Below are 25,837 nucleotides of genomic sequence, written 5' to 3' on the forward strand. Positions count from 1 at the left end.
TTAGAAACAGACGGCTGATTACGAGCCCCAGATCTCACACACCACGCTGGCGACGAGCTCTAATTTGCGGTGCTGATCCTCAAAGGAGATATGGTTGCCTTCCATGGTCGATGCGAAGCCACATTGAGGACTGAGCGCCAGGCGTTCCAGAGGCACAAATTGAGAGGCTTCCCGAATGCGATGACGCAGTTCGTCAGCGGTCTCCAGCCGTGTCTTCTTGGTCGTGACCAGTCCCAAGACCACAAAGCGATCATCAGGGACGTGGCGCAGCGGATCAAAGCCACCGGAGCGCGCATCATCGTACTCTAATAGGAAGCGCTGAAAGTGGGTCTGACTGAAGATGCGCGAGATGGGTTCATAGTCGCCGCTGGCATAGAACTTGCTCTGATTATTGCCGCGGCAGATATGCATGGAGAATGTGACACCTGGATGCCCGTCAATGATGGCATTATCCATGGCGATACATTGATCGATGATCTTATCCGGATCGCTGCCGCGCTGTCGATAGCCCTCGCGCATCTGTGGATCAAGCAGGGCAGCATATTGTGGGGCATCGATCTGAATATAGGTGCAACCCAACCGCACCAGTTCCGCGACTTCGCGGCGCGAGAAATCCACAATATCGGCCAGATAGGCGTCACGTGTGGCGTAGGCCGCCTTCGATTTCTCGGGATCATAATAGGCGGCGGCCTGCTGGGCACTGATCATAGTTACCTTACCGGGGCGCGACTTGCGTGATCGCAGATAGACCCATTCCTCAGCGCACATGCTGCGCTTCCACTGCAACTTCTCCACCACCACCGGACGCCTGAGGACCAGTTCCTCACCACTCTCGTCCCTGAAAGGGATGGCCCAGCCACCATACTTATCAAAGCCCGACAGAGCATCAACCAGGTGGCCATAAAAAGCATAGCGCCTCAGTTCACCGTCCGTAATCACATCCAGCCCGACCTCCTCCTGCAAGGAGATCGCCTCGTTGACCGCTCGATCCTCAATGGACTTAAAGTCCGCGGCGCTCAACTGATCTGCCTCAAATTGCTTCCTCGCCTCTACCAGGTAGGTCGGCCTGAGCAGGCTTCCCACCACCTCACTGTGATAGGCCATATCTATGTCCCTCCTAAAATAAATACAGGTTTTAACAAAAGAGAGTAACAGACCATGTTACCCATCAAAGCACTAACAACAACCTTATTTCATTTGTCGGGAGCCAGGATATCATTTATTACAATCTATAGAGATTTCTCCCCTATTTTAACATAATAAATCGCTGAGAACGCGAAAGAGTCTAATGACAAGGAGGTATGACAACGGTTGCCATACCTCCTTGCTGTTGGATTTACTAACTGCTGGCTTTACAATCGTAGAGCTGTGAAGAGCCGCCAAAGCCACTGCTAGTGGTCGATGTGCTGGATTGCCACTGACTGGAAGGAACGACCTTACAGCTTTGTGTCACCCAGGAAGTTGTACTGCTGCTCTGTCCACCAGGACCACCACCAAAGCCACCCGAACCGTTAGGCAGGAAGTAGCGCACGGTGCCGTTGGCGACCAGGGCCTTGAGCTGACTGCTCGTCAGGATGGGATCGCTACCGGAGAAGCCTCCAAGAGCCATGACGGCTTTGTTGGTAGAGAGGATAATTGAGTCGGCCGTCTGGGAACTGGGAACCGCCAGCAGGTATTTCGTGCTGCCCTGGTTGGCCTCCAGGTATGTGATCAGCGCGGTATCCACACTATTCCCACCGTTACCAGGCCCAGCCGCAGGTGAACCTCCTGATGCACCTGTGGGGGCTGGCTGATTAGTGGTTGTAGTTCCCTGTCGATCAAAGGCGAAGCGGCGACTATTGCCCGAGGCACCACCGGTGCCGCCAAATCCCTGGCTCTGACCAGCCATCGGCAGATCGGCCGCGATATTGTCGATGGCTGGGATAGCTGACCAGACGGTGGGGGTTAAAAGCAGCGCCGCCAGACCCAGGCCGACCGCCGGCATCAGCAGACGATCGGTAATCGCCTGGCGCGGCAGCAGGCGTCCCAGGAAGAGCACAATCGCGGCTATCGCGCAACCAATCCCGATGATCGGCATCAGCCAACTTCCCCAGCCTGCTCCCAACGCCCGATGCCAGCAGCCTGCCCTCAACATTTCTGGATACGAACCTGGTCAAAACCACGCTCAAAACGGGTCAGCCAGCCTCGGATATCGTCGATGGCGGAGGTACAGTCGGCCCTATCTATCGTTATGCCCTGCTCGTAACCGCGCCGGATAGTAATGCTACAAGTGGCGTTGTCCTGGTGGGCGAGACCATCCAGCCCCAGACATCCACGCTCAATCTATTGCTGGTTCTCCTACTCTCTGTTGGAAGTATCGCCTTAGTGGGAACGGGAGCAGGCGGACTCTTTCTGGCAGACCGGGCGTTGTCGCCGGCGCGTCAGGCGTGGCTCAAGCAGCAGCGCTTTATCGCCGATGCCTCACATGAACTACGCACCCCGCTCACATTGCTGCGTGCCGATGCTGATGTACTGCTGCGGGGACGGAAGCATCTGGATGAGGAGGATGCGGCCCTGCTCGATGATATCATCGGTGAAACCACGCATATGACAAAACTCACCACGAACTTGTTAACTCTGGCCCGCCTTGATAGCAACACCGTGCGTTGTGAGCGGGATATCATCGATCTGGCGGAGCTGACAGCCTGCATGGTACATCGTGTGCAGGCGCTGGCAGAGCAGCAGCACATTATCGTTCGGATCACCGAAAGTCAGCCGGGGCAGGTGCTGGGTGATCAAGGGATGCTGGAGCAGGCCGTCCTGGGCTTGCTGGATAACGCGATTAAATATAATCACCAGGGTGGGCAGGTGAATGTACGTACCCTTCGTCAGCAAAAGCAGATCATTGTAGAGATACAGGACACCGGCAAAGGCATTCCGGCAGAGCACATCTCCCATCTCGGTGAGCGTTTCTATCGCGTCGACAAGGCGCGCTCTCGCAGCATCGGGGGGACCGGGCTGGGGCTCTCTATCGCGAAAGAAAGCGTGCGGGCCACCGGAGGCAGATCGCCATCCAGAGCGACGCGGAACAGGGTACAACGGTACGCTTGGCCCTGCCTGAGATCCAGGAACTCCAACAGGCAGTTGATAGACCACCATTAAGATAGGTAAAATGGCAGGCCTTTGCTATAATACGATACATAGATAGAGATTTTTACCAGGAGCTAACGATATATCATGGAACAGCCGGCCAAAAAACGTCGTCTTATCTCTCCCAGAATGGGCACCATCCTGGGTATCATAGTCATCGCAATTGCGGTATATGGTGTGCTTCGCTCGGGTCCACACGAAGTAGAACACGACTCCCTGTTCGCCCCGCCACCAACACCCACAGTCGTCGTCACCAATCCGGTGTCGAGCACTGACCTGCATCAAAAATACACGTATAATGGGGTCAATATCACCTTTACGAAAGCTGAGATGGCCAGCAAGTTCTCCGATGATTTCAAGCCCGGAGGCACCTATGTCGTACGTGTCTCCCTGAATACCACCAACAACAATAGTGATACCATCGGTGTGGACTACGTCAGTCTGACGCGCTTGATCTTACCTTCAGGCCAGAGCGTCAAGGGGAAGGTGGCTTCGATCAATGCGGCTGTCTATCCTGGTAAGCCCCAGAACGGCTATATCGATTTCCCTGTCAATGACAAAGTTGACCTTACGCAGCTCAAGCTACAATTTGATAAGACGGTACTATCTTAATCAACCAACACAAAAAGGGTGCGGGCGCATACGCTCGCACCCTTTTTGTGTTGTGATGTCACAGTTGCTGACATAGCAATTGTGACCACGCGATAAAATAGATATGGCGGCATTGTCCATTGACACAGTTATGGACACGACGTACCATAGACGTCTGAACTATAGATACGCTGCTCGATGAACAGCATGAAATACTATTCATTAAAAACTGGTGGGAGGGCCACGCGGTGTCCACACAAAAAGATACGATCACATTGCTTATCTCCTGTCCTGATAAACCAGGCATTGTCTCCGCCGTCTCAGGCTTTATTTTTGAGCACCATGGAAACATTCTGGAATCCGATCAATACTCAACCAATCAGCACGACGGCAGCTTTTTTATGCGCATCAGCTTTGCGGAAAATACCTTTGCGCTCAATGAGAAGGATCTGCCTGCAGCGTTTCAATCCATTGCAAACCGATTTCAGATGCAGTGGCATGTCAGCTATTCGCGCCGACGCAAGCGTGTCGGTATCCTGGTCTCTAAATATGACCATTGCCTCGTTGATCTGCTCTGGCGCTGGAAGATCGGTGAGCTGACGATGGATATTCCTTTTATTATCAGCAACCACCCCACCCTGGAGGGACTGGCCAGCATGTATGGCGTTCCCTATTATCATTTTCCTGTCAAGCGCGAGACCAGGCAGGAGGATGAACGGCGCATGCTTGAATTTATTGGCGATCAGGTAGATTTCCTGGTGCTGGCACGCTACATGCAGATCCTGGAGCCATTCTTTGTCGACGCCTTTCCACAACGCATCATCAACATCCATCATAGCTTCTTGCCCGCCTTTGTAGGGGCCAGTCCCTATGACCAGGCCTTCAGACGCGGCGTCAAACTGATCGGGGCCACCGCCCACTACGTTACCAGTAGCCTTGATGAGGGACCCATTATCGCCCAGGATGTCATTCACTGCGATCATCGCGATGCCGTGGATGATCTGAGCCGTAAGGGCCGCGATGTCGAACGTCGCGTGCTCGCCGAAGCTGTACGCCTGCATACGTCAGACCGTGTGCTGGTCTACGAAAACAAAACCATCGTCTTCTAAACAGCGCCCTCTTCAGGGAACCACCTATCCTGCAGGGGGCGATTTCTTCAAGCTACGCAGCTATAAATAAAAACGACTCAGTTCTTCATAGATACTTTATCCACATTTCCTGACCTTTACTGTTCACATCTGATTATCGCAAACCCATTCGCAATTTTTTCTATACTACTTCTGTAGTAATTTATCGATAAACGTCCGGTTACCTAACAACACCCTCAAGTCTCTCTATAAGCGTATTGATGATTAGAATTATGCATTTAATGGATGAGCTTTTACGAGCGATTTTCTTCATAATACAGAGCTTAAAAAGGGCGTGTTATAAAAACTATATTTTTTGCGGCACCTGTTGAACTACTAGAGAAGGATATGATACTATTATGCGAGGTAAAAACGGCAACCCCCCAAATCCAAAAGAGGAGTTCAAATGAACGACATGCTTCGGTTCGCACCGACATTTCGTAAGGCACAAGTTGAGTTAAGTTTTGAGGAACAGACTCAACTCAACACTATTATCGATCTTCTTATCCCATCTGATGAGGATTTTCCACCCCCTTCCAGTTTGCATTTAATTGATGATATCCTGCTTCATATTTCGCCCAGAGCCGGGCGCAAAAATACCCCGATGTTGAGTGAGAAGCGTTTACGCACGGCATTGCATGAGCTGAATTTATCCGCCGATGGAAATTTCTGTCTCGCCAGCACTGAAAAGCAACAAAGCTTGCTTCGCCACCTTGAGTATCGTGATCCCGCCTTCTTTCAAGCGCTCTGGACTCTTGTCAATCATAGTTACTATGCATTGTTAGCCACACGCTGGCATCCACAAATGGCATAACTTATTTTCAAGACGTCGTCAGACAAGGCATTATTTCCCAACACCCATACAACCCATCAATAGAAATGCAACGATCCGCAGAGAGAAGTTTCCATTCTGCCAAAGAGAATGTGCGAACTCAACTGCGGATCTTTGTAAAACCGCCGATTTCCACCCGCTGTATTCTTCCTCTCTTAATGGGTTTATCAAGATCATCCTGGCACACCAATATGAGGCTTTTCCTGAATATCATCACAATTGACGTCTGTTATTTGTAACCTCCGACCAGATTGCACGTAATTCATATTGACAACAATACGATATATCGCATATAGTAAGAATACGATAACGATATATCGCAATCTAGTGGACTCAGAAAGGAGACCCGCTGAAATGTTTAACCGTTTTAACAGACGTTTTGCCTTTGGTTATGAAGGTGGACCCCAGGATTGGGAAGGATGGACACCACCATGGTTCAATCGTGATGAGCCTCATCATCACCATCATGGACCTCGCTTCTTTGGAATGCGTCGCGGACCCTTTGGCCCTGGTGGCCCCTTTGGCCCTGGCGGTCCCTTTGGTCCTGAGGGTGGCCCTTTCAGGGGTGGACGGTTCTTTGGACGAGGTGACGTCAAGTATGCGCTGCTTGAACTGCTGCGCGAACGTCCTATGCATGGCTATGAGATGATGAAGGCTCTGGAGGAGCGCTCTGGCGGCTTCTATGCTCCCAGCGCCGGTACTATCTATCCGACACTGCAGTTGTTGGAAGATCGCGGGCTCGTTACGGTCCGCGAGGAGAACGGCAAGAAGATCTATAGCATCACAGAGGAAGGGAAGAATTTCCTCAATGAGCGCCAGAAAGAGGAAGAGAACTTCACCCCGCCCTGGGCTCGTGGCCGCTTCTGGAATGAGCCGGAGATTCAGGCTATTCGCACCGAGGCCATGGAGGTTGCCCGCCTCTTTGCTATCGCGGGCCGCTCATCTTTCCGTGATCCCGAAAAGCTCGCTCGCCTGCGCGTGATCCTGGAACGCACCCACAAAGACCTGAATGACTTCATCTATGACACTCCAGAAAACACCGCCGGACCGGGAAGCGACACACCACCAACCAATCAAAACGTCTAACTCCAAATTTCTCTAACATCGAGGCTAGCAAATATAGATGAGGGGAAGCACAATCTGCTTCCCCTCATTTGTCGTAATATACTTTGTTTTAATGAGAGAATAGGCTAGAAATGAAAAAAGAGGATCAGAAGAATGGTAAGAATATGCAAGGCTTGATCTAACCAGATAGGATCAATCAGTTTGTAGCGCGCCTTCAAGGGGTCCACAATAAAATGGGTTCCAAAGATAATCGCAGTCGCCAGTAATGAGGGGTGGGCAAACAGCACAAAGGTGGCGGTATAGGTCGCGCAGTGATAAAAGTTAACCTCCCAACTCTTCCCTTTCTCCATGCTCATCCACGCGCTCTGAAAGGCGAAGTCTCCGATAAAGTGGCAGGCCAGCCAGATTAATAACGTGGTAGCCGAAAACGTAACGTTCATGAAATTCTCCCTGGCAGTCTCTTTTGTCCAGTTTAATCGCCAGGAAGAATAATTACAGTGAACTATATCGCATTCATATTATGAACCATTGCACAACTTTTTTCGGCCCCGGTTAAACATATTATTTATCGCGCCACATATAAGCCAGACCACAGGCCAGCACAACGAGAACCGCAAACACAATGCCCAGCAAACGCTGGCTGGCGGCGTAGAGAGCCAGGACAGCAGAGCCAAAGAAAACGATCTGCAGTAGTAGATACCAGGGACCATGCAGCTGCCGCTGCGACTTTGGCGCACCCCATATGCCCCAGACCACTATCGCCAGTACCGGCGCACCAATCCCCAATGCGATCTTCCCGATTACCCCCTCCCCATTGTGGAAGCCCCAATAGCACAGCGCCACCAACACACCCATTTCCAGAAAAAAGACCAGGGCCAGATTCATATTTTTGAACAGTGACAGAGACATAATCAATGGCATCCTTTCAATATAATAGGTATAATCGCTTGTTTTTGTGAGCTTGCTCGCATGATAAAAACTATAGCTTGTTTGAACCTTCAAGAGAGACGATAAACATGGTAATCAGCCAGTGGAAGCTGGCCTCGCGATCTATGGGCATGCCAAAGCCGCCGTTTACTTCCAGGGTGATAAAGCCATGTACAAGGCTGCGCAGTCCGCGAATGGCGTGAATGGCGTCCTCCTCCTTTAGCTGATACGGGACCAGGATGCGCTGGATAAGCTGCACCAGCTGGCCACCCATCTCCTGCCATTCCTGGTCGTCGGGATCGGGCGCCTGCTGGGTAAGCAGGTAGCGACCGGGGGCGATCCTGGCGTATCCCCGATAGGCGTCGGCCAGAGCCAGGATCGCTTCTCCCTTTGACTTGCCAGCGATGGCGTGCAGGATGCGCGTCTGCAAGTCGCGCAGGCTGTAGAGCACCAGTTCATGCTTGAGGCCGGGCAAACCTGCCACGTGATTATAGAGGGAAGGTGTACGCACCCCTAACCGTTCAGCCAGTCTGCCCAGGGAGAGATGCTCGATCCCTTCCTCATCAATCAGATGAGCCGCCGCCTCAACCACGCTCAATTGATCCAGACCAGCCCTACGCGACATGCATCTGCTCCCTTTGCTTCTGTGAGAGTTCCCGCTCCAGTACGTAAATAGCGCGCTCCATCGCCGCCTGGGGCTGACTCAGCATGCGGCCATGACCGATGGCCAGCAAAGAGGGCTGCAAAGCCAGGAGCTTGCGCGCGCTTTCCAGCGCAATGCCTTTATTCCAGGTAGAGAGCGCGGGCAATGGAAACAAAGGTTTGAATGTACCCGCAACCGCCACACCACCCAATGTCTGGAAAGCGTCGCCGGCAATCAGGGAGCGATCCCGCGTATCCAGGAACGCCACATGACCCACGGAATGGCCAGGTGAGAAAACAACCTCCAGCGAACCGATACGATCGCCCTCATTCAGCAGAAAGGTAGGTTTTGTCTGACAGGGGTAATTGCCGAGCTTCTTGTCCTGGGGCTCAGAAGGGTCCAGACTTACGTCTCCAGCCATTAAACGCGCCTCGCGCCCGCTGATCGCCACAGGAACGTCAGGCAAAGCGGCATGCAAGGCATCCAGTGAGCCAACATGATCACTATGGTCATGGGTCAGCAGGATGCGCACGATCGGTAGCCCCAGCTTTTTTGCTTCAGCCAGGATCGCCTGCGCCTGGCTAGCGGGCCATGCCGTATCGATCAAAGTAAATCCATCGTCCTCGCGTACCAGGTAACAATTAACCATCCCGAGATAAGTCAGTTGAAACAGATTATCGCCAGCAGCCGTTACTTTCATCGTTTACTCCATCTTTTTGTTAATGTCATTAGCAAATTAACTAATCACATTAGTATAATAAACTAATGTGATTAGTTTGTCAAGATAAAAAGACAGAAAAAATACAGGTCACCAGACTGTAGTTTGTGACCTGTACAGCTAAGCAGTAATTTCGCCTTATATTGCTAATGCTTCAGTCTCAGAGGATTGTTCCAGGACAGGCCGATCTGGGCGCGAATGACCAGCAAGGTGGCAACCAGGAGCCAGAAGCAGAAAACCAGGTCCTGTGCCAGAAATGAGCAATCGACCAGGCCCTGGATGAATCCGGCCAGCATGGCGGCGGCGGCCCCAAGCACCATCCAGCGCCAGTGCTCACCCTGCTCTACGGTCCGACTGGAAAGGTAGCGCAGGATGCGTGCAAACAGCCAGCAGAAGAGGACCAGGAAGGCGATAAAGGCCAGCAGCCCAAAGATGCCGATGCTCACCCAGATGTGCAGGAAGTTGTTATGTGGATGCGAGAGGCCCGGCTCATCATACATATGCGTCGTCTGCCCATTTTCCTCGCTGACGATGTAGTAGTGTGAAGCCGGTGGGCACGAGAGCATCCATGAATACTGGGGAGCCTTGAGCCCTCCATCTTTCACAAAATTTGGATCGGCAGAGGGCACCACATGAGGATCAGCATAGTGACAGATCCAGTTATCGAGCCCATAGCCGAACAGCGGCTGATCGTGAATCATGGCCTCGGCGCTCTGCCACAGGTGTATCCGTCGTTGCAGGGTGGTAACATGATTTTGATCCATGTGCCCGTTAATCACCGTATCCATGAAGACCTGATCCACTTTTTGGTGCATGGCACCGTAGCCCGCAGCGGCAAGCACTATGGCGATAGCTCCCCCAATCAATAAAACTTTGCGATTGCGGATAGCAAAAATGATGAGGAATACAAGTACCACAGGAAAGGCTGCGAGCGCCGAGCCACGCGAGTCATTGTGCAATAGCGCATATACAAATGGTATACACAATAGCAGGATCGGCAGGCGGGTCTTCCAGGAGAGGCGCGAGAAGACGATGGCCAATCCGATGGGTAGCGTGTAGTCAAAGAGCAGACCTACACTGGGGTCGCTTCCATAGACAGTATTGTTTTTTCCGAACATGGCATATTGCACAATAGCCATGAAAGCAATGATCAGGCCGCTGGCGAACAGCGCGCCAAGCATACGAGCAAGATCCTGGCGCGAGCGCAGGCAGCATAGTATCAAAACGACATAGAGCAGGGGATCTATAATCTCCTGCCGCAGGGCTCGCAACGCATCTCGCTGGGAACTGGCACCAATCAGTGAGATCAAAGCGGCCAGCACAAAAATAACAACTGGCCAGAAGAAAGGCCCAATGCGCTGCCGCAGTTCGGACCACGAGAGCCGATAGGACCAGTGCTGGCGCCTCAACAGTAACTGTACGGCCGCGATCGCGACACAGATCCAGAGCACAATCTCGGCCGGGCTAAATCCGGCCGCATGAATCACATCCTTGGGCGCCAGGTAATATGGCAACGCCAGCGGCAGCAGGGCTACGGCGAAGGATAAACGAGACCAGCAAAGGGCGATAAATATGGCCAGGAAAGGCAGGGCGAACCATGGGCTCAGTCGCTCCAGGCCACCTATCGGGAATTTAAGATTCTGGTTGCCAATCACATAGTACAAGGCCATCGAAAGAATCAGGCCGCACTCGATCAACCGATTGCGCCAGAAGGCGCGACGTGTTTCCATCGTTCCGCCATCATGATCTACTGGAGGGACATCCGCAACTGAAGGCGGCAGGTCGGCGGATTCAGTTGTGTTGGAAGCCCGCGCTTCCAGGTTTGCCTGTGATAAAGACATAGGTGAATCGCTCATGACACATTTTTACCATTCCGCACATCAGTGTGCATCGTTTCTATAGCCGCTCACAGCGGCACCAAAGGAGAAGGCAACGGGGATAAAGGCACAGCCATATTTGAAACTCGCTGAACTCGCTCGCTCACGTTACATCCTTGCCTGATTTTATAATACCTATGGGTGACTAATAACAAGCTGTAAACAAACACGAAGTATAGCAGAATATAGAAAGAGAGTCCATTACCTAAGAAGATCGGGGGGCGCCTGTATGGCTGCTTGTGCCCATATTCGCAGGGGAAATTTGAGGTGCTAATCAAACGGCACCAACTTCAAAAGCAGATGGAGGGACAGGAAGCCCATCTGCTTCTGCGGTCAGCATTATATGACTATTCTGGAACCACCCACAATTTGGTGGCCGCGTCGGCACTAATGGTCACGACCCGTTCGTCAACCAACAGACGTACCTTTTCCTGTGGCTCTCCGGTCGCGGCATCAACGGAAGAGGCGTCATCGGACTGGGCCAGCATCATCAGGCGCGTCCCCGGCGTCAGACCTTTCTCATGCATATACATGATCAAAGCCTCTTCATCCTCTACCACCTCGGACACACACAGTATTTTGACGTGGGCGCCGTTGGCGACGGTTGAGAGGCGCGCCGCGTGATTGTCTTTAAGATATGTGCGCGCATTGGGAACCGAACCGGGGATAGGATTGCCATGTGGGCAGGTCATCGGGTTATTGAGGTTAGCGATCACCCGTGACTCAACGGCACCAGAGATGAAGTGCTCAAGGCGGCAGGCCTCTTCATGCACCTCGTGCCACTGCATCCCCAACATGTCGACCAGAAAGCGTTCCGTCAGCCGGTGACGCCGCAACACAGCTTCCGCCGCCTCGTTGCCGACCTCGGTCAAAGTCACATGCCGCTTGGCATTCATCTCTATATAGCCATCTCGCACCAGGCGCTTCAACATCTCCGTTACGGTCGGAGCCGAAACATGGAAGCGTTCTGCCAGACGGGCCCCGATCACTACCTCATCTTCCATGCTCATGTTGTAAATCATTTCCAGGTATTCTTCAACCGTTGCACTCAAAATCTCTTCTGTTTTCATGACACCATGTCCCGTTTCTCTAGTATCTTCGACAAAGCTACGGCATGTGTAGCCAGGAGGCGCTGCAGTCTGGAGAGCGGAATGGAAGCAATGGGAGTATCCCTTTCCGTCAATTGTACACACATTTCGCCGGGCATCCACTCCACTACTAGTGTAACATTTTTTGTGCCTTCAGTCTATATGCATGATACAACGCTTACGCTATAATGCACATTTTTCCTATACAGCTACTATATAATATTTTTACTGCAATTTATAAGACTAGCATTTCTAGGGGTACCCGCATTTGTATTTAACAATTGTGAGAGAGCATATAGTAAATGGGAAAGGAGAAGTGGAAGTATGGAGCAGGACCCATTGCAAAAAATACTACATAAACCTGGTAGTAGCGGCCTCCAGGCGAATAGGAGTCGCCCAACTTTTTTTCGTTTCCTCACCCCCAAATATATAGTGCTCATCTTATGTAGCATACTACTTACTGGGGGTACCGTCGTGGCATCGCTGGTCCATCCCGACGCGTTCGCGGCCCCCCACTCACGCGCGTCGGCACATTGTTTCTGGCATCGCATCAACGCCGGCGATACCCTGGACGCCATTGCCGTTATGTATCGCGCCAATCTATGGACGATCGCACGCGCCAATCAGATCAACAATATCAATCTGATCTATGCCGGTCGCAGCCTGTGTATTCCATCAAAAGTGCAACGACGAGCCAACGCGGGCATCCAGGCCAATGGTTATGTCAGGTGGTACGCCTACCAAGCTCTGGATTGGTCTTCCCACGCGCAGGCCAACCGCTTATTGCGCAACGCCGCCGCCAGGCATGGGCTCCCGGCCAATCTACTCCTGGCTATCGCGTGGCAGGAAAGCGGCTGGAACCAGCATGTAATCGCCCGCGATGGTGGCATCGGCATCATGCAGATCATGCCCTATACCGCGCAGGGGCTCAATCGGCAGGTCAATAGACACCTTGATCCCTACAAGCTCTATGACAACATAGAACTGGGAGCCATTTATTTACGCGCCCTCTGGCATGGTTTTCACGGTAATATGAGCAAGATCATTAGCGCCTATAACGAAGGCGGCTGGAACGTGAAGCACCGTGGCATCTTTAACTGGCGCTACGTACACAACGTGCGCGCCTTGATGCGTTGGTATTGACCTTCATCTCACATAGATCTCGCGTTGGTTCCACTTGCTCATACATGAATTACAGACCCAGGAACAGTTTTCCAGAAACACGAGCATAGTCTTGACACTTGTTCGTATTCCCTTTATACTATTTTGTAAAGACAAAAGAATAGTGAAGCCACGAACAGGAAGAGTACATAGCTGTGCATGGACACAGAGAGTCGGGGATGGTGGAAACCGACACCAGTCTGGCTATGGAATGGGCCTGGTAGCTAAAGAGCGAACGTTTCGGCGTAGCCGGAATTATTAGTACTCTTTCGGAATGTCCCCCGTTACTGAGGACAGGATATCCTGCTCTAACAATTGCGCACTGCTTTCAAGAGCCCGCAACGTTAGTCTAAACGCACCGTATCCGGCAAGAGGGATTATCTGTCCTTTCCAGACAAACAAAGCATGTTGGACGGCTAATCTAAAACAGGGTGGTACCACGAAAGCGCTTCTTATCACGCTTCTCGTCCTTGTACGGATGAGGGGCGTTTTTTTATTGGAATTTTTCTCACTTTTTACAGCCCATACCATTCATGTGGAAGAGCCACACCCGATTCGTCGTGGAGGAAAGAAAGAATGACAGTTGAAACCAATCAAGCGGTACAGGAAGCTACACAGCCAGCGCAGGCGCCGGTAAAGAAACGCGTCTTCTCTGGCATTCAACCAACAAACAATGTTCACCTGGGCAACTATCTGGGTGCTATCCGCAACTGGGTCGAGACACAGGATCAGTACGATAACATCTTCTGCATCGTCGATCTGCACGCCATTACGCTGCCGATCGATCCCAAAGAACTGCATATTAATACCCGCAAGCTGGCGGCTCTCTACCTGGCCTGTGGACTCGATACCAGGTATTGCAAACTGTTTGTGCAATCACATGTGCGCCAGCATGCTGAAATACAGTGGCTCTTAAACTGCTACACACCGATGGGATGGCTCAATCGTATGACGCAGTTCAAGACCAAAGCAGGCGAGGATATGGATTCGGTAGGAACGGGGCTCTACTGCTATCCGGTGCTGATGGCCGGTGACATCCTGCTCTACCAGACCCACTATGTGCCCGTGGGCGATGATCAGCGTCAACATGTAGAGATGACGCGCGACCTGGCGCAACGCATTAACAGTCTGTATGGAAAACAGATCTTTACCATTCCAGAAGCCCAGATCCGGACCAGCGGGGCTCGTATTATGTCTCTGGAAGATCCAACCAAAAAGATGAGCAAGAGCGATCCCAATCCAAGCTCTTATATCACCCTGTTGGATGATCCCAAAACGATTAAAAAGAAGATCGCGCGCGCCACCACCGATTCGGAGCGCCTGGTCAAGTTCGATCCGGCCCGTCCGGGCATCACAAATCTGTTATCGATCTATCAGATCCTCACCGGTCAAACGCAGGAGGTGATTGAGGCCGAGTTTGAGGGCAAAGGCTATGGTGACTTCAAGGCGGCCCTGACCGATCGCCTGGTAGAGACGCTGAGTCCAATTCAGCAACGCTACCAGGAGATTATCAGCGATATGCCCGCGCTGGAAAATCTTCTGAAACAGGGGGCTGACGATGTTCGCCCGCTTGCCGAACGCACTACCGAGAAAATGAAGCGGGCTATAGGCCTGGGTTAGAGTTGAAATGACTTCCGCTGGCCTGTCTGTTGACTGCAGCAATCAGGCAGCCCAGCATAGCATACACTGTTGTCGGGGAACTGCGCAGATTCTCTGAGAGTGTGCGCAGCAGTAAATGGAGCAGGTGCTATATGTATTATCCAACATTGGATGAGGTGAAGCAGGTACGGGATGCGGTGATGGGGGAGAAGAAGAATGATCGCCGGCCACTTTTGCCGCTCTATAGCGATATCCTGGCTGATATGGAGACGCCGGTTTCAGCGTATTGTAAGACGGCGCAGAGACCATACAGCTTCTTGCTGGAGAGCGTCACGGGCGGTGAGCAGGTCGCGCGCTATTCGTTTATCGGTATTGATCCGTACCTGGTGATGATTCATCGAGGCGAAACGGTACGGTTGAGACGCATGCATGCTGTCCCTGACTCCTACAGCGAGGAAGAAGTCGCCTGCCACGATCCACTGCAGTTGTTGGAAGAGGAACTGGGACAATATCAGCTGGTAATGCCGCCTCACCTTGAGCGGTCCCACGATCAGCTCCCCAAGTTCTTTGGCGGCGCGGTCGGCTACCTGTCGTATGACGCGGCCGCCCGCTTTGAGCGTCTGCCTGAACCCAGGCCCAATGAACTGGATCTGCCCCTGGCGATCTTCATGCTGACCGAGACGGTGCTGGTCTTCGACCATGTACGCCATAGCGTACGCGTCGTGACGCACGTTCACCTGGATGCGCCAGACATCGAGGCCGAGTATCGGCGGGCGCAAGAGATTGTAGACGATGTGCAAACGCGGCTCCAGCAGCCGGTGCGCCTGCCTGAGGAACCAGAGCCAATCTATGACGAAGCAGCCCTCAGGGTCACGTCGAATCGCACACAGGCTGAGTTTGAAAGCATGGTCAGTCGCTCTATTGAGTATATTAAGGCCGGTGACATCTTCCAGGTGGTACCTTCACAGCGCCTGAGCCGCCATGTGAACGCCTCGCCATTCACCGTCTACCGCGCGCTGCGGGCCATCAATCCGTCACCACACATGTTCTTCCTGGACCTGGAGGACTTCCACCTGGTTGGGGCGTCACCAGAGCTGCTGGTGCGCTACGAAGACAACGAAGTGACCATTCGTCCGATCGCAGGGACGCGGCCGCGCGGCTCTGACAAACAGAGCGATGAGCAGCTGGCCGTTGAGTTGCAGCAAGATCCAAAAGAACGCGCCGAACATATCATGCTGCTGGACCTGGCACGCAACGACGTGGGACGCGTCAGTAAGATCGGCAGTGTACAGGTCGATGACTTTATGACCATCGAACGCTACTCACACGTTATGCACCTGGTCACTAATGTCTCGGGACAGTTGCGTGAGGGTGTCTCCGCCTTTGACGCGCTCCGGGCTGGCTTCCCGGCCGGAACGGTATCGGGCGCGCCCAAGATCCGGGCTATGGAGATCATCAGCGAACTGGAAGGCGAGACACGAGGCGCGTACGCAGGCGCCGTTGGCTACTTTAGCCATACGGGCAACCAGGAAACAGCCATCACGCTACGCACGATGGTCATCAAAGATGGAAAGGCCTATGTCCAGGCCGGAGGCGGTGTCGTCGCGGATTCAACCCCGGCCAATGAGTATCAGGAAAGTTTGAACAAGGCACGGGCGCTGCTGCGAGCACTCGATGAGGCCGAACATATTGCGCAGATCAATCGGCAGACGACCCATGAGTCACCCACCATTGCCCAGGGAGGAAAGAAGAAAGATGCTCCTGTTACTCGATAACTATGATAGCTTTACCTACAACCTGTATCAATACCTGGCGGAGCTCGGGGCAGAGGTTGTGGTAAAGCGCAACGACGAGGTCACGCTGGCAGACGTGGAACAGCTCCAGCCCGAGCGCATCGTCGTCTCTCCGGGCCCCTGTACCCCCAGCGAGGCCGGAATGTCCTGCGAAGTGATCGCCGCCTTTGGCTCGCGCATCCCTGTGCTGGGGGTGTGTCTGGGCCACCAATCAATCGGACAGGTGTATGGGGGACGCGTCATCCGCGCACCCGAACCGATGCACGGCAAGACGTCGCAGATGCACCACGACGGCAAAGGCGTCTTCAAGAATCTGCCCCGGCCCTTCGAGGCGATCCGCTACCACAGCCTGATCGTTGAGGAGGATTCGCTGCCAGAGGTGCTTGAGGTAACGGCCAGGACTGAAGACGGCCTGATCATGGGCCTAAAGCATCGCGCCTATCCGGTTGAAGGTGTGCAGTTTCATCCCGAGTCGATCATGACCAACGTAGGCAAAGATTTATTACGCAACTTTTTAGAGCAGTAGGCAATCCATTGGGCAGGGATGAGAGATAGATCGCCTGCAGACGAAGCCAGAGAGGATAGATTTGAGCATGATTCGCGAAGCTATTGCTCACATCGCGTCGGGCGCAACCCTCGATACAGAGGAAGCCGCCGCCGCCATGGAAGAAATTATGACCGGTGCGGCCACACCATCACAGATCGGCGCTTTTCTGACCGCTTTACGTATGCGCCCGGGGGCGGAAACGGTAGAGGAGATCGCTGGCATGGCCCTGGTGATGCGCGATAAAGCGCTCCAGGTTCATCTCGACGAGCCGGCCGCGAGTCAGGCCATGGACACCTGTGGGACCGGTGGAGATGGCTCAGGTACTTTAAATGTCTCAACGGCGGCGGGCATCATCGCTGCCGCCGCCGGGTCTACCATCGCCAAGCACGGCAATCGCTCGGCCACGAGCAAATGTGGCAGCGCCGATGTGCTGGAGGCGCTGGGTGTACAGATCAATCTGGAACCAGAAGCGCTGGCCCGTAGCATTCATGAATGCGGCTTTGGCTTTATGTTCGCCCAGGCCTACCATCCAGCCATGAAGTACGTTGGTCCCACCCGCCGTGAGATCGGTATCCGTACCGTCTTCAATATTCTGGGACCACTGACCAATCCCGCCCATACCCCTTACCAGGTGCTGGGTGTGGCGGATAACTCACTGATGCAGAAGATGGGAGAGGTGCTGCTGCGTCTGGGGTGCAAGCATGCCCTGATCATACATAGTGAGGATGGCATGGATGAATGTTCGATCAGTGCGCCTACCCACATCTGCGAAGTACGGGTCGGGCAGGAGCTACGCACCTACACCATCACGCCAGAGGACTTTGGACTGGCCAGTTCCAACAATCTAGAAGGCATCCAGGGGGGAGATCCAGCGCATAATGCCGCCATGCTGCGCGAGATCCTCTCGACGTATAACGCCAACCCGGCAACGGACATGATCTGCCTCAATACGGCGGCGGCCCTGATGGCCAATGAGCAGGTCGCGTCCTTTAAGGATGGAATTAAACTGGCACAGGCGACGTTACAGGAAGGAAAGGCCCGGCGCAAACTGGCCGAGGTCATTGAGTGTTCTCAGGCATATGGTAGGTAAAAACATGTTTCTTGATCGCATCGTTAATCAGACACGCATAGATTTAGCGCAACGCAAAATAGATCTGCCGCTGGAGCAGATCAAAAGACAGGCACTGGAACAGCCAAGTCCACGAGATGTGCTGGAAGCATTTGATCCTCGGGACCGCGTTCATCTGATTGCCGAAGTGAAACGTGCGTCACCATCCAAAGGATTGCTGGCACCCGACCTTGATCCAGTTGCCACCGCGAAGATCTATGAGCAGAGCGGAGCGTCGGTTATTTCCGTACTGACTGAGCCGCATTTCTTTCTGGGTTCACCTGAATACCTGACCGCCATCAAGAATGCGGTCAGCGTACCAGTCCTGCGCAAAGATTTTATCATCGATGAGTACCAGGTCTATGAGGCCAGGGCCTGGGGCGCCGATATGATCCTGCTCATCTGTGCCATCCTGGACGATCAACAATTGAGGGATCTCCTGAACGTGGCGACCAGTCTACGCATGCGCGCCCTGGTCGAGGTTCACAGCCAGGATGAGGCGCAACGCGCCATCGCCGCCGGTGCCGTCATTATTGGTGTAAACAGCCGCAACCTGACCACGTTTGAGATGAATCCCTACCTGATCCGTGACATTCGGCGCATCCTACCAGAGGATCGCGTGATTGTCGCCGAGAGCGGCATCCATAGCGAGGCCGATGTACGCCGACTGGCCCGCTATGATGTACAGGCCATGCTGGTCGGCGAATCACTGGTCGTCTCTAAAAATATTCCGGACCATATCCAGATGCTCCTGCGGCATGCTAATCATACCACCCAGGTGAAGATCTGCGGCCTGAGCGAGCCAGAACATATCGACACGGCCATTGAAGCCGGTGCCGACATGCTGGGCTTTATTTTTCATAAACCCAGCCACCGCTACATTCAGCCCGAACGCGTCTTGGAGGTACTGGCAGCCAGTCAGAGCTATACACAGCCACGCCAGGGGCAGGTGCTCCCAGACCTGGTAGGCGTTTTCGTGAACGAGGACGCGGATACAATCAATGCGATCGCCGACCAGATCGGTCTGCACTATATCCAGTTGCATGGCGATGAGACGCCTGAGTTCTGCCAGCAGATCAACCGACCCGTTATCAAGGCGCTCTCATTGCGGCAACTTGAGGATCTGGAACGTCTGGCGTCCTATCGGGATATTACCTGGCGCCTCTTGATCGACACACCCACTCCTGACTGGGGAGGCACAGGTCGCACCGGAGATTGGGAACTGGCACGCCTGGCGGCACAGCAGAGCAAGATTCTACTGGCCGGCGGCCTGACCGCCGAAAACGTCGCCACCGCCATAGATCAGGTCCAGCCCTGGGGTCTTGATGTCAGTAGCGGAGTTGAAACCGAGCGCAGAAAAGATAGCCAGAAGATCGCGGCCTTTATCGCTCAGGTACGCCAGAGCGAGAAGGGTCAGCAAGAGGCGCCAGAACGCCAGGAAGAGTCCTCGCTGCGCTAGCTGCACTCTTTCTCATCGGGCGATTCCCAGACAGGAGGTGCAGGAGGGCCGGCGAGGCCCTCCTGCCGGGGTTGGGGGTGTCCCCCACCAATCCCCTTTTTCCTCCCCCGCCGCAGGCGGGGATACAAGAGGTCTACCATGCCCGGTAAAAAAGGAAAAGATCATCATAGAGATAAGGGAAGAAGGCACATATGCAAGATACAAAAACGCACAACACTTATCAGCACAATCTGTATCCAGATGAGCGTGGACGCTTTGGAGATTTTGGCGGCAAATTTGTACCGGAAAATCTCATGGCGGCCCTGGCGGAACTGGAGACGGCTTATAAAGAAGCGATGCAAGATAAGGCATTTATAGGAGAGCTTAATCAGGAACTTGCCAGCTATGTCGGGCGGCCCACCACCCTGCATTATGTGCCACGCTTTTCGGAGATGGTGGGCAACAACGTCAAAATCTACCTCAAACGCGAGGACCTGGCGCATACGGGCGCGCATAAGATCAACAACGCACTGGGACAGGGCATGCTCGCCAAGCGCATGGGGAAGCAGCGCATCATCGCCGAGACCGGCGCGGGCCAGCATGGCGTGGCGACGGCGACAGTCTGCGCCAAGCTGGGCCTCGACTGCATCATCTATATGGGCGAGGTAGACATTCAGCGTCAATCGCTCAACGTCTTCCGCATGAAACTACTGGGCGCCGAGGTACGCTCGGTCGATAGCGGCACCAAAACGCTCAAAGACGCCATTAATGAGGCCATCCGCGACTGGGTCACCAATGTCGAGACCACCTTCTACCTGTTTGGTACCGCCGCGGGTCCCGCCCCCTACCCACGCATCGTGCGTGACTTCCAGGCCGTCATCGGTCGCGAGGCGCGCCAGCAGATCATGCAGCAAGAGGGACGCCTCCCGGATCAGATCTACGCCTGCGTCGGCGGCGGCAGTAACGCCATCGGCATCTTCTATCCCTTCGCCGATGCCAGCGAGGTTGAATTGATCGGGGTAGAGGCCGGTGGCACCAGCATGGATCCCGGCATGCATGCCTCCACCCTCGTCGCCGGTAGCCCCGGCGTCCTGCACGGAGCCATGAGCTATCTCCTGCAAAATGAAGATGGCCAGATTCTGGACACGCATAGCATCTCGGCCGGCCTGGACTACCCTGGTGTCGGACCAGAGCATAGCTATATGAAAGACAGCGGCCGCGCCAGCTACGTGACGGCCACCGATGCTACCGCCCTCAAGGGTCTGGAGGCTCTCAGCCGTACTGAAGGCATCATCCCGGCCCTGGAATCGGCGCACGCCATCGGCTATGTGCTGGAACAGGGACAGCAGGGCAAGCTTGCCGAAGGTTCACTGATCGTTATCAACCTCTCAGGACGTGGTGATAAAGATATGATGACCGTGGCCAAAGCCTTTAATGTCAATCTGTAATCGTTGAAAGTAGCCTGGAGCAGGCGGGCGGCGGATCAGGCACTTGCGTTGAAAAAAGAGAAGCAATGGCTGATCTGGCTTGCGACGCCACAGAAGAGCAGGAGGAAATGATGGACGCAATCCCAGGAAGCGTTATTGAAGAACAAGGCAGCCAGTATATACCGGCACAGAAAATCACCCGAGCCTTTGAACGCGCCCAGCAAGAGGAGCGCGGAGTACTTATTCCGTATTTCATGTGTGGCTATCCAGACGCCGCGTCAACGGTCGAGATCGTAGTGGCCGCGGCGGAAGGAGGAGCGGACATTATTGAGCTAGGGATGCCGTTTAGCGATCCTCTGGCCGATGGCGCCACCATCCAGCACGCGGGCCACATCGCCCTGCAAAATGGGATGAGCGTTAAGGGATGCATGAATATCGCCAGAGAGGTCGCGTCCAAAAGCGATGTCACGTTGCTCTTGATGGGCTACTACAATCCAGTGCTGGCCTATGGCCTGGAGCGCTTCTGCGCCACGGCCCGCGCCAACGGCATCAGCGGTCTGATCATCCCGGATCTACCGGCGGAGGAGGCCGATCCTTTGCAGGAGATCGCCTACCGCCACGGCCTGGCGCTGATCTTCCTGGTTCCGCCTACCGCACCGGATGAGCGCATCACCATGGCGGCCCGGCGCACCGCCGCCGGTCCCGGCGGATTCATCTACTGCGTCTCGCTCAGCGGCGTGACCGGTTCCCGCCAGCAGTTGCCCGCCCATCTGCAAAACTTTATCCAGCGCATCCGCACGGCGACACAGGAGCAGCGGCTCCCGCTGGCGGTTGGCTTTGGTCTCTCTACACCCGAGCACATCGCCACCGTCACCAGCTACGCTGAAGGAGCCGTCGTCGGCAGCGCCCTGGTAAAGATTATAGATCAGCATAAGGACGACAACCCGGCTGACGCAGTCAGAGAATATATTCGGCATCTGCGTCAAAAGTAGCCCAAATCTGGAGGTGAGAGGGTCAACAAACCGGTCTCTGAAGCGGAAGATCAATACCATCACATATTATCTGCACATAGAAGCGGTTATACTAACGGTCAGATAATACAGATAAAAAATTGCCATCATCCTTTACAATGGAAGGTACATCCGTCTGGCTTTTTCTCTAAAGTTAGAGATGTTATCCCATTGTGAAAGGGCAGAAGAAGTGATGTATTGCCGAGGCATTCGTGGTGCAACCACCGTAGAGCATAACGATCGCGAGGAAATTCTCGCGGCAACCAGGGAGCTCCTTGAGTTGCTGATCGAGAAAAATGATCTGAAGGTCGAGGATATCGCGAGCGCCATATTCTCCTTGACGGAAGATCTGGATGCCGAATTTCCCGCGGTCGCAGCCAGAGGATTGGGATGGACCGAGACCGCGCTGATGTGCACCCGCGAGATTCCAGTACCAGATAGCTTGCAAAAATGTATTCGTGTGCTCATACATGTAAATACGACCCGTAGCGCTCAAGAAATACAACATGTCTTTATTAAAGAGGCGGTTAATTTACGCCCCACGTTCGGAGTGGATGCGTAGTTGAGGTGGGGTCATTCCCTTGGAAATGGAATGAATCAATACGATGACAGTGCAAATTATCGGCAATCATGACGAAGAGGTCACGATGGACCGTTCATGCGCCATACCCCTATGCTATGCACTGGCGCCTGGCGCTTATCGTTGCCCCGACCTCTCTGATTTTCAAGTATAAGGAGTAATGTTCATGATTGTCGTGATGAAAGCAAATAGTAGTGAAGCCGATATCCAACATGTGTTGAATTACCTGGAAAAACACGGCCTGACCGGCCATCTATCACAGGGAGTGGAGCGTACCGTGATCGGTGTGCTCGGCGCGATCGGCCCGACCGGTGCACCCGGAAGTATCGGTGGAATCAATCCCGCAGTCGGCGAGGCTCTTGAGGGCATGCCGAATGTGGAGAATGTCGTTCGTGTCTCCAAACCCTATAAACTGGCCAGCCGCGAGTTTCATCCAGAAGATACGGTGGTAGAGGTCCCGGCGGCCTGTGTCTCCGGCGGAGTGGTAAACATCGGTGGTCCTGAGTTGGTCATGATGGCGGGGCCCTGTACCGTTGAAAGCGAAGAGCAGTTGATGACGACGGCCGCCGCTGTACGTAAAGAGGGGGCGGTTATCCTACGCGGTGGCGCCTTTAAGCCGTCCACGTCACCATATGGCTTCCGTGGCCTGGGCGAAGAAGGCTTAAGGTTGCTGGCGAAAGCGCGCGATGAGTTCGGCATGGCCATCATTACCGAGGTCATGACCCCGACCGATGTCGCGATGGTCTGCGAGTATGCAGATATCCTCCAGATTGGTACGCGCAACATGCAGAACTACATGTTGTTGGACGAAGTGGGGCGCACCCGCAAGCCGGTCGTACTCAAACGCGGTATGTCCTCCACTTTTGAAGAATGGCTGCTGGCTGCCGAATACGTCCTCTCGCAGGGAAACCGCAACGTGATCCTGTGTGAGCGCGGTATCCGCACCTTTGAGAAGACAACCCGCAACACCATGGATATCAGCGCCTTCCCCTTGATCAAACGCCTCTCCCACCTGCCGATCATCTCGGATCCCAGCCAGGGGACGGGTCGCCGTGACATCGTTGGTCCTATGTCACTGGCGTCGATCGCCGCGGGCGCGGATGCCCTGCTGGTCGAGGTGCATCCAAATCCAGATGAGGCTTTGAAAGACGGCGCGCAGTCGATCACCATTGAGCAATTCCGTCAGCTCATGCCGCAGGTCCAATCCGTGGCATCGGCGATCGGTCGCCAGTTTATCACCAGGTAACAGGTCTACTATCCAGGCAGAGCCCAGCTACGTCTCGCTTTCAGCCGGGACGTAGCTGGGCTCTGCCTGGATCCACGGCTATAAATGCAATTCCTGCCGATAAAAAGCCATCTGTGTGGGAGCCTCTTCTACCCCAACCATGATGCTGCGCAGCCCTGCCGTGGGATACTCTTCCAGAACCTGGCAGAGCTTTTCACCGATATACTGCGCCAGCAACTCAGATGTAGAATTCTCGATCGGCAACTCGACGACATCGGAATGCGGAAACACATAACGCCTCTCACGAAAACGAACTTCCCAGCCATCCGACGAACGTGTCAGTTCGAGGTGTGGATTGCGTAGGGGCAATAAGAAACGATGGTCTAGCTGCTGGCAGATCTCCTTCGTACGCTTCTTCAGGATCGTAAAGTCAAACACCAGTCCATCGGGACCCAGATCTCCCTCAACCTCAACTAACACACCATAATTATGTCCGTGCAAGCGCTCGCACTTTCCGCTATATGTAATAAAATGAGCAGAACTAAAATTCAGGTAGCCGCCTTCTACCTTTACCTTTCGCATAATCTGCGTACCAGCCATACCAGGGACCTCGTTTCCTCATAGAATGCTTTCGCCGCACCACGAACGCACTACCACCCTTCAGCCTCCCTCATCTATCGACGATGCCGGCAAAATTTAACCGTACCCACAGAATATCATTGCACAAACCGAGGCACAAGAGCACACTCTCCATTGTTAATAGCTTCGATGGTAAAATCCCCGCGCTGAGCGCGGGGATTTTACCATCGAAGCTATTAACACCACAGACGCGTAGCGTCTGAATAAAGGTCTACCTCAACAAGAATATGATATACTGTGAAAAGGCTAGCAGGAGCCCTTCCTGCTCGAACCACAAAGGAGACAGGTATACATGAAAGTTGTCGACACCTTCGCAGCTATGCAAAAGCTCTTCAATCCAGCGGCAGCGGCTGGCTTGAAGAAAACCATTCAATTAAATATTACAGGCGAGGACGCCGGGGTCTATGCCATAAAAATTGAAAACCAGACCTGCGAACTTGTCCCACCCGAATCTGTCAAACCCGATCTCACTCTGACCATGAGCGACCAAGACTGGATCGCCGTCACCCAGGGCCAACTCAATCCAATGAACGCCTTCCTATCAGGTAAAATTAAGGCAACAGGGGATATGATGCTTGCTATGAAGATTCCCAATCTTTTCCCAGCAAAATAAGGAGCAAGCGTCATTTTACTCCTGATAAAGTGAAAAGGGCTGATGCTGCTGATACGCAGTATCTGTCCTTTTGACGCTTTTAATGCACGAAACCTGATCAACCTTGCGGCACAGCCAGGACCTATGGTATACTCCACATGACTAAGTTATGTCTTTGCCAGGCACTTTTAGTATACGGCACACCGTAGAAAGGCGTCCGACATGGTTCTTAGGAGTAGTGAGCTACATCATAATCTTCAATATCTAAATGGTATGTTAACCACCCACGAGGCAGCGAAACATTTAGACCTGAGCTATTGGCACTTTATGCATCTGGTAGAAGCTGGAAGAATCCCCGGAGTACGGGTAGTTGATCGCTGGCTCTTTTCTCCGGACGACCTCAACGATTACAAACGCAGCAAATTCGGAGTCCTGGAAGATATGGCAAAAACAGCTCTCGAAAGCCCGGCCATTGGTCTGACAGAAAAACAGGCCATCATCTGTCACCATCTCGTCGCCAACGAACGTCCCTCTGAAATTGCCCGCAAACTTCAGCAATCCCGCCAGGCAGTCCATTCACAGATATCACTAATACGTGAGAAAGTTACGCGCTTACAAGCCACTTCCATTATTTCATCAGAGTCACCCACGATAGGAAACACGCCAACCACCATGAAACGCACAACACGCAGCAAACGCGCACAAACCTCCCTGTAAATAG

Annotated in this window: 27 protein-coding genes; 18 read left to right on the forward strand and 9 right to left on the reverse strand. The window is 53.6% G+C overall.

All coding sequences use genetic code 11. The annotated features are described in order from the left end of the window. Positions 1–18: 18 nt before the first annotated feature. Together AABA21_RS16135 and AABA21_RS16140 are read right to left on the reverse strand one after the other, a co-directional pair. Positions 19–1,104 (reverse strand): cobalamin-independent methionine synthase II family protein, encoded by a 1,086-nt coding sequence (locus tag AABA21_RS16135; protein WP_338251855.1) that lies wholly within the window; start codon positions 1,102–1,104, stop codon positions 19–21. 235 nt (positions 1,105–1,339) lie between these two features. After that, positions 1,340–2,077 carry a mannosyltransferase YkcB-related protein gene (locus tag AABA21_RS16140; protein WP_338251857.1) on the reverse strand — a complete coding sequence of 246 codons (738 nt, stop codon included), beginning with the start codon at positions 2,075–2,077 and terminating at the stop codon, positions 1,340–1,342. Positions 2,078–2,283: 206 nt separating this feature from the next. Here AABA21_RS16140 and AABA21_RS16145 point away from each other — a divergent pair, with 206 nt between their 5' ends. The 5 genes from AABA21_RS16145 to AABA21_RS16165 all read left to right on the forward strand — a co-directional run bounded on the left by AABA21_RS16145 (position 2,284) and on the right by AABA21_RS16165 (position 6,765). Continuing rightward, on the forward strand, positions 2,284–3,141 hold the full coding sequence (locus AABA21_RS16145; RefSeq protein ID WP_338251859.1) for a sensor histidine kinase: 858 nt from the start codon (positions 2,284–2,286) through the stop codon (positions 3,139–3,141). Between the two features lie 75 nt (positions 3,142–3,216). Next, a complete protein-coding gene (locus AABA21_RS16150; protein ID WP_338251861.1) occupies positions 3,217–3,741 on the forward strand; it encodes a hypothetical protein in 525 nt (174 codons plus the stop codon). A gap of 227 nt (positions 3,742–3,968) precedes the next feature. Further along, complete coding sequence (gene purU, locus AABA21_RS16155) at positions 3,969–4,829, forward strand: formyltetrahydrofolate deformylase (RefSeq protein WP_338251863.1); 861 nt, start codon at positions 3,969–3,971, stop codon at positions 4,827–4,829. A 424-nt stretch (positions 4,830–5,253) separates the two neighbouring features. Next, entirely contained in the window at positions 5,254–5,661 is a 408-nt protein-coding gene (locus AABA21_RS16160) for a hypothetical protein (protein ID WP_338251865.1), read from the forward strand. Between the two features lie 372 nt (positions 5,662–6,033). After that, positions 6,034–6,765, forward strand: coding sequence for a PadR family transcriptional regulator (locus tag AABA21_RS16165; protein WP_338251867.1), 732 nt, complete (start codon positions 6,034–6,036; stop codon positions 6,763–6,765). 104 nt (positions 6,766–6,869) lie between these two features. Here AABA21_RS16165 and AABA21_RS16170 read toward each other — a convergent pair whose 3' ends face one another. From AABA21_RS16170 to AABA21_RS16195, 6 genes are all read right to left on the reverse strand, one after another. Beyond that, a complete protein-coding gene (locus AABA21_RS16170; protein ID WP_338251868.1) occupies positions 6,870–7,184 on the reverse strand; it encodes a DUF3307 domain-containing protein in 315 nt (104 codons plus the stop codon). A gap of 121 nt (positions 7,185–7,305) precedes the next feature. Next, positions 7,306–7,653 (reverse strand): YrdB family protein, encoded by a 348-nt coding sequence (locus AABA21_RS16175; RefSeq protein ID WP_338251870.1) that lies wholly within the window; start codon positions 7,651–7,653, stop codon positions 7,306–7,308. 70 nt (positions 7,654–7,723) lie between these two features. After that, on the reverse strand, positions 7,724–8,296 hold the full coding sequence (locus AABA21_RS16180) for a TetR/AcrR family transcriptional regulator (RefSeq protein WP_338251872.1): 573 nt from the start codon (positions 8,294–8,296) through the stop codon (positions 7,724–7,726). After that, positions 8,286–9,014 carry an MBL fold metallo-hydrolase gene (locus tag AABA21_RS16185; protein ID WP_338251874.1) on the reverse strand — a complete coding sequence of 243 codons (729 nt, stop codon included), beginning with the start codon at positions 9,012–9,014 and terminating at the stop codon, positions 8,286–8,288. Before AABA21_RS16185 ends, AABA21_RS16180 begins: the two co-directional genes overlap by 11 nt. A gap of 164 nt (positions 9,015–9,178) precedes the next feature. After that, positions 9,179–10,873 (reverse strand): O-antigen ligase family protein, encoded by a 1,695-nt coding sequence (locus tag AABA21_RS16190; protein WP_338251876.1) that lies wholly within the window; start codon positions 10,871–10,873, stop codon positions 9,179–9,181. A gap of 383 nt (positions 10,874–11,256) precedes the next feature. After that, positions 11,257–11,979 carry a metal-dependent transcriptional regulator gene (locus tag AABA21_RS16195; protein ID WP_338251877.1) on the reverse strand — a complete coding sequence of 241 codons (723 nt, stop codon included), beginning with the start codon at positions 11,977–11,979 and terminating at the stop codon, positions 11,257–11,259. Between the two features lie 342 nt (positions 11,980–12,321). Here AABA21_RS16195 and AABA21_RS16200 point away from each other — a divergent pair, with 342 nt between their 5' ends. The 11 genes from AABA21_RS16200 (at position 12,322) to aroF (ending at position 23,906) form a co-directional block, all read left to right on the forward strand. Further along, a complete protein-coding gene (locus AABA21_RS16200) occupies positions 12,322–13,140 on the forward strand; it encodes a lytic transglycosylase domain-containing protein (protein WP_338251879.1) in 819 nt (272 codons plus the stop codon). Between the two features lie 594 nt (positions 13,141–13,734). Further along, a complete protein-coding gene (trpS, locus tag AABA21_RS16205; protein ID WP_338251881.1) occupies positions 13,735–14,778 on the forward strand; it encodes a tryptophan--tRNA ligase in 1,044 nt (347 codons plus the stop codon). A 131-nt stretch (positions 14,779–14,909) separates the two neighbouring features. Further along, a complete protein-coding gene (gene trpE, locus AABA21_RS16210) occupies positions 14,910–16,532 on the forward strand; it encodes an anthranilate synthase component I (protein ID WP_338251882.1) in 1,623 nt (540 codons plus the stop codon). Beyond that, entirely contained in the window at positions 16,513–17,076 is a 564-nt protein-coding gene (locus AABA21_RS16215) for an anthranilate synthase component II (protein WP_338251884.1), read from the forward strand. The genes trpE and AABA21_RS16215 overlap by 20 nt, the downstream gene beginning before the upstream one ends. Positions 17,077–17,143: 67 nt before the next feature. Next, positions 17,144–18,187, forward strand: a complete 1,044-nt coding sequence (gene trpD, locus AABA21_RS16220) for an anthranilate phosphoribosyltransferase (protein WP_338251886.1) — start codon at positions 17,144–17,146, stop codon at positions 18,185–18,187. A 4-nt stretch (positions 18,188–18,191) separates the two neighbouring features. Next, the gene (gene trpCF, locus AABA21_RS16225) at positions 18,192–19,664 is read left to right on the forward strand and encodes a bifunctional indole-3-glycerol-phosphate synthase TrpC/phosphoribosylanthranilate isomerase TrpF (protein WP_338251888.1); all 1,473 of its coding nucleotides are present in this window, start codon (positions 18,192–18,194) and stop codon (positions 19,662–19,664) included. 191 nt (positions 19,665–19,855) lie between these two features. Beyond that, entirely contained in the window at positions 19,856–21,091 is a 1,236-nt protein-coding gene (gene trpB / locus AABA21_RS16230) for a tryptophan synthase subunit beta (RefSeq protein WP_338251890.1), read from the forward strand. 65 nt (positions 21,092–21,156) lie between these two features. Beyond that, positions 21,157–22,062 carry a tryptophan synthase subunit alpha gene (gene trpA, locus AABA21_RS16235; RefSeq protein ID WP_338251892.1) on the forward strand — a complete coding sequence of 302 codons (906 nt, stop codon included), beginning with the start codon at positions 21,157–21,159 and terminating at the stop codon, positions 22,060–22,062. A 211-nt stretch (positions 22,063–22,273) separates the two neighbouring features. After that, positions 22,274–22,642 (forward strand): chorismate mutase, encoded by a 369-nt coding sequence (aroH, locus tag AABA21_RS16240; protein ID WP_126599354.1) that lies wholly within the window; start codon positions 22,274–22,276, stop codon positions 22,640–22,642. Between the two features lie 43 nt (positions 22,643–22,685). Next, positions 22,686–22,814 (forward strand): hypothetical protein, encoded by a 129-nt coding sequence (locus AABA21_RS16245; RefSeq protein ID WP_338251893.1) that lies wholly within the window; start codon positions 22,686–22,688, stop codon positions 22,812–22,814. A 12-nt stretch (positions 22,815–22,826) separates the two neighbouring features. After that, a complete protein-coding gene (aroF, locus tag AABA21_RS16250) occupies positions 22,827–23,906 on the forward strand; it encodes a 3-deoxy-7-phosphoheptulonate synthase (protein WP_338251895.1) in 1,080 nt (359 codons plus the stop codon). A 78-nt stretch (positions 23,907–23,984) separates the two neighbouring features. On the opposite strand, the gene AABA21_RS16255 is transcribed toward aroF, so the two are convergent. After that, positions 23,985–24,485: a 6-pyruvoyl trahydropterin synthase family protein gene (locus AABA21_RS16255; RefSeq protein WP_338251897.1), complete on the reverse strand. Its 501-nt coding sequence runs from the start codon at positions 24,483–24,485 to the stop codon at positions 23,985–23,987. 331 nt (positions 24,486–24,816) lie between these two features. On the opposite strand from AABA21_RS16255, the gene AABA21_RS16260 reads away from it, so the two are divergent. Both AABA21_RS16260 and AABA21_RS16265 read left to right on the forward strand, forming a co-directional pair. Beyond that, a complete protein-coding gene (locus AABA21_RS16260; RefSeq protein ID WP_338251899.1) occupies positions 24,817–25,137 on the forward strand; it encodes an SCP2 sterol-binding domain-containing protein in 321 nt (106 codons plus the stop codon). 201 nt (positions 25,138–25,338) lie between these two features. Further along, positions 25,339–25,833, forward strand: coding sequence for a helix-turn-helix domain-containing protein (locus tag AABA21_RS16265; RefSeq protein ID WP_338251901.1), 495 nt, complete (start codon positions 25,339–25,341; stop codon positions 25,831–25,833). The last annotated feature ends 4 nt before the right edge of the window (positions 25,834–25,837 follow it).

It is taken from the genome of Dictyobacter halimunensis (assembly GCF_036245075.1).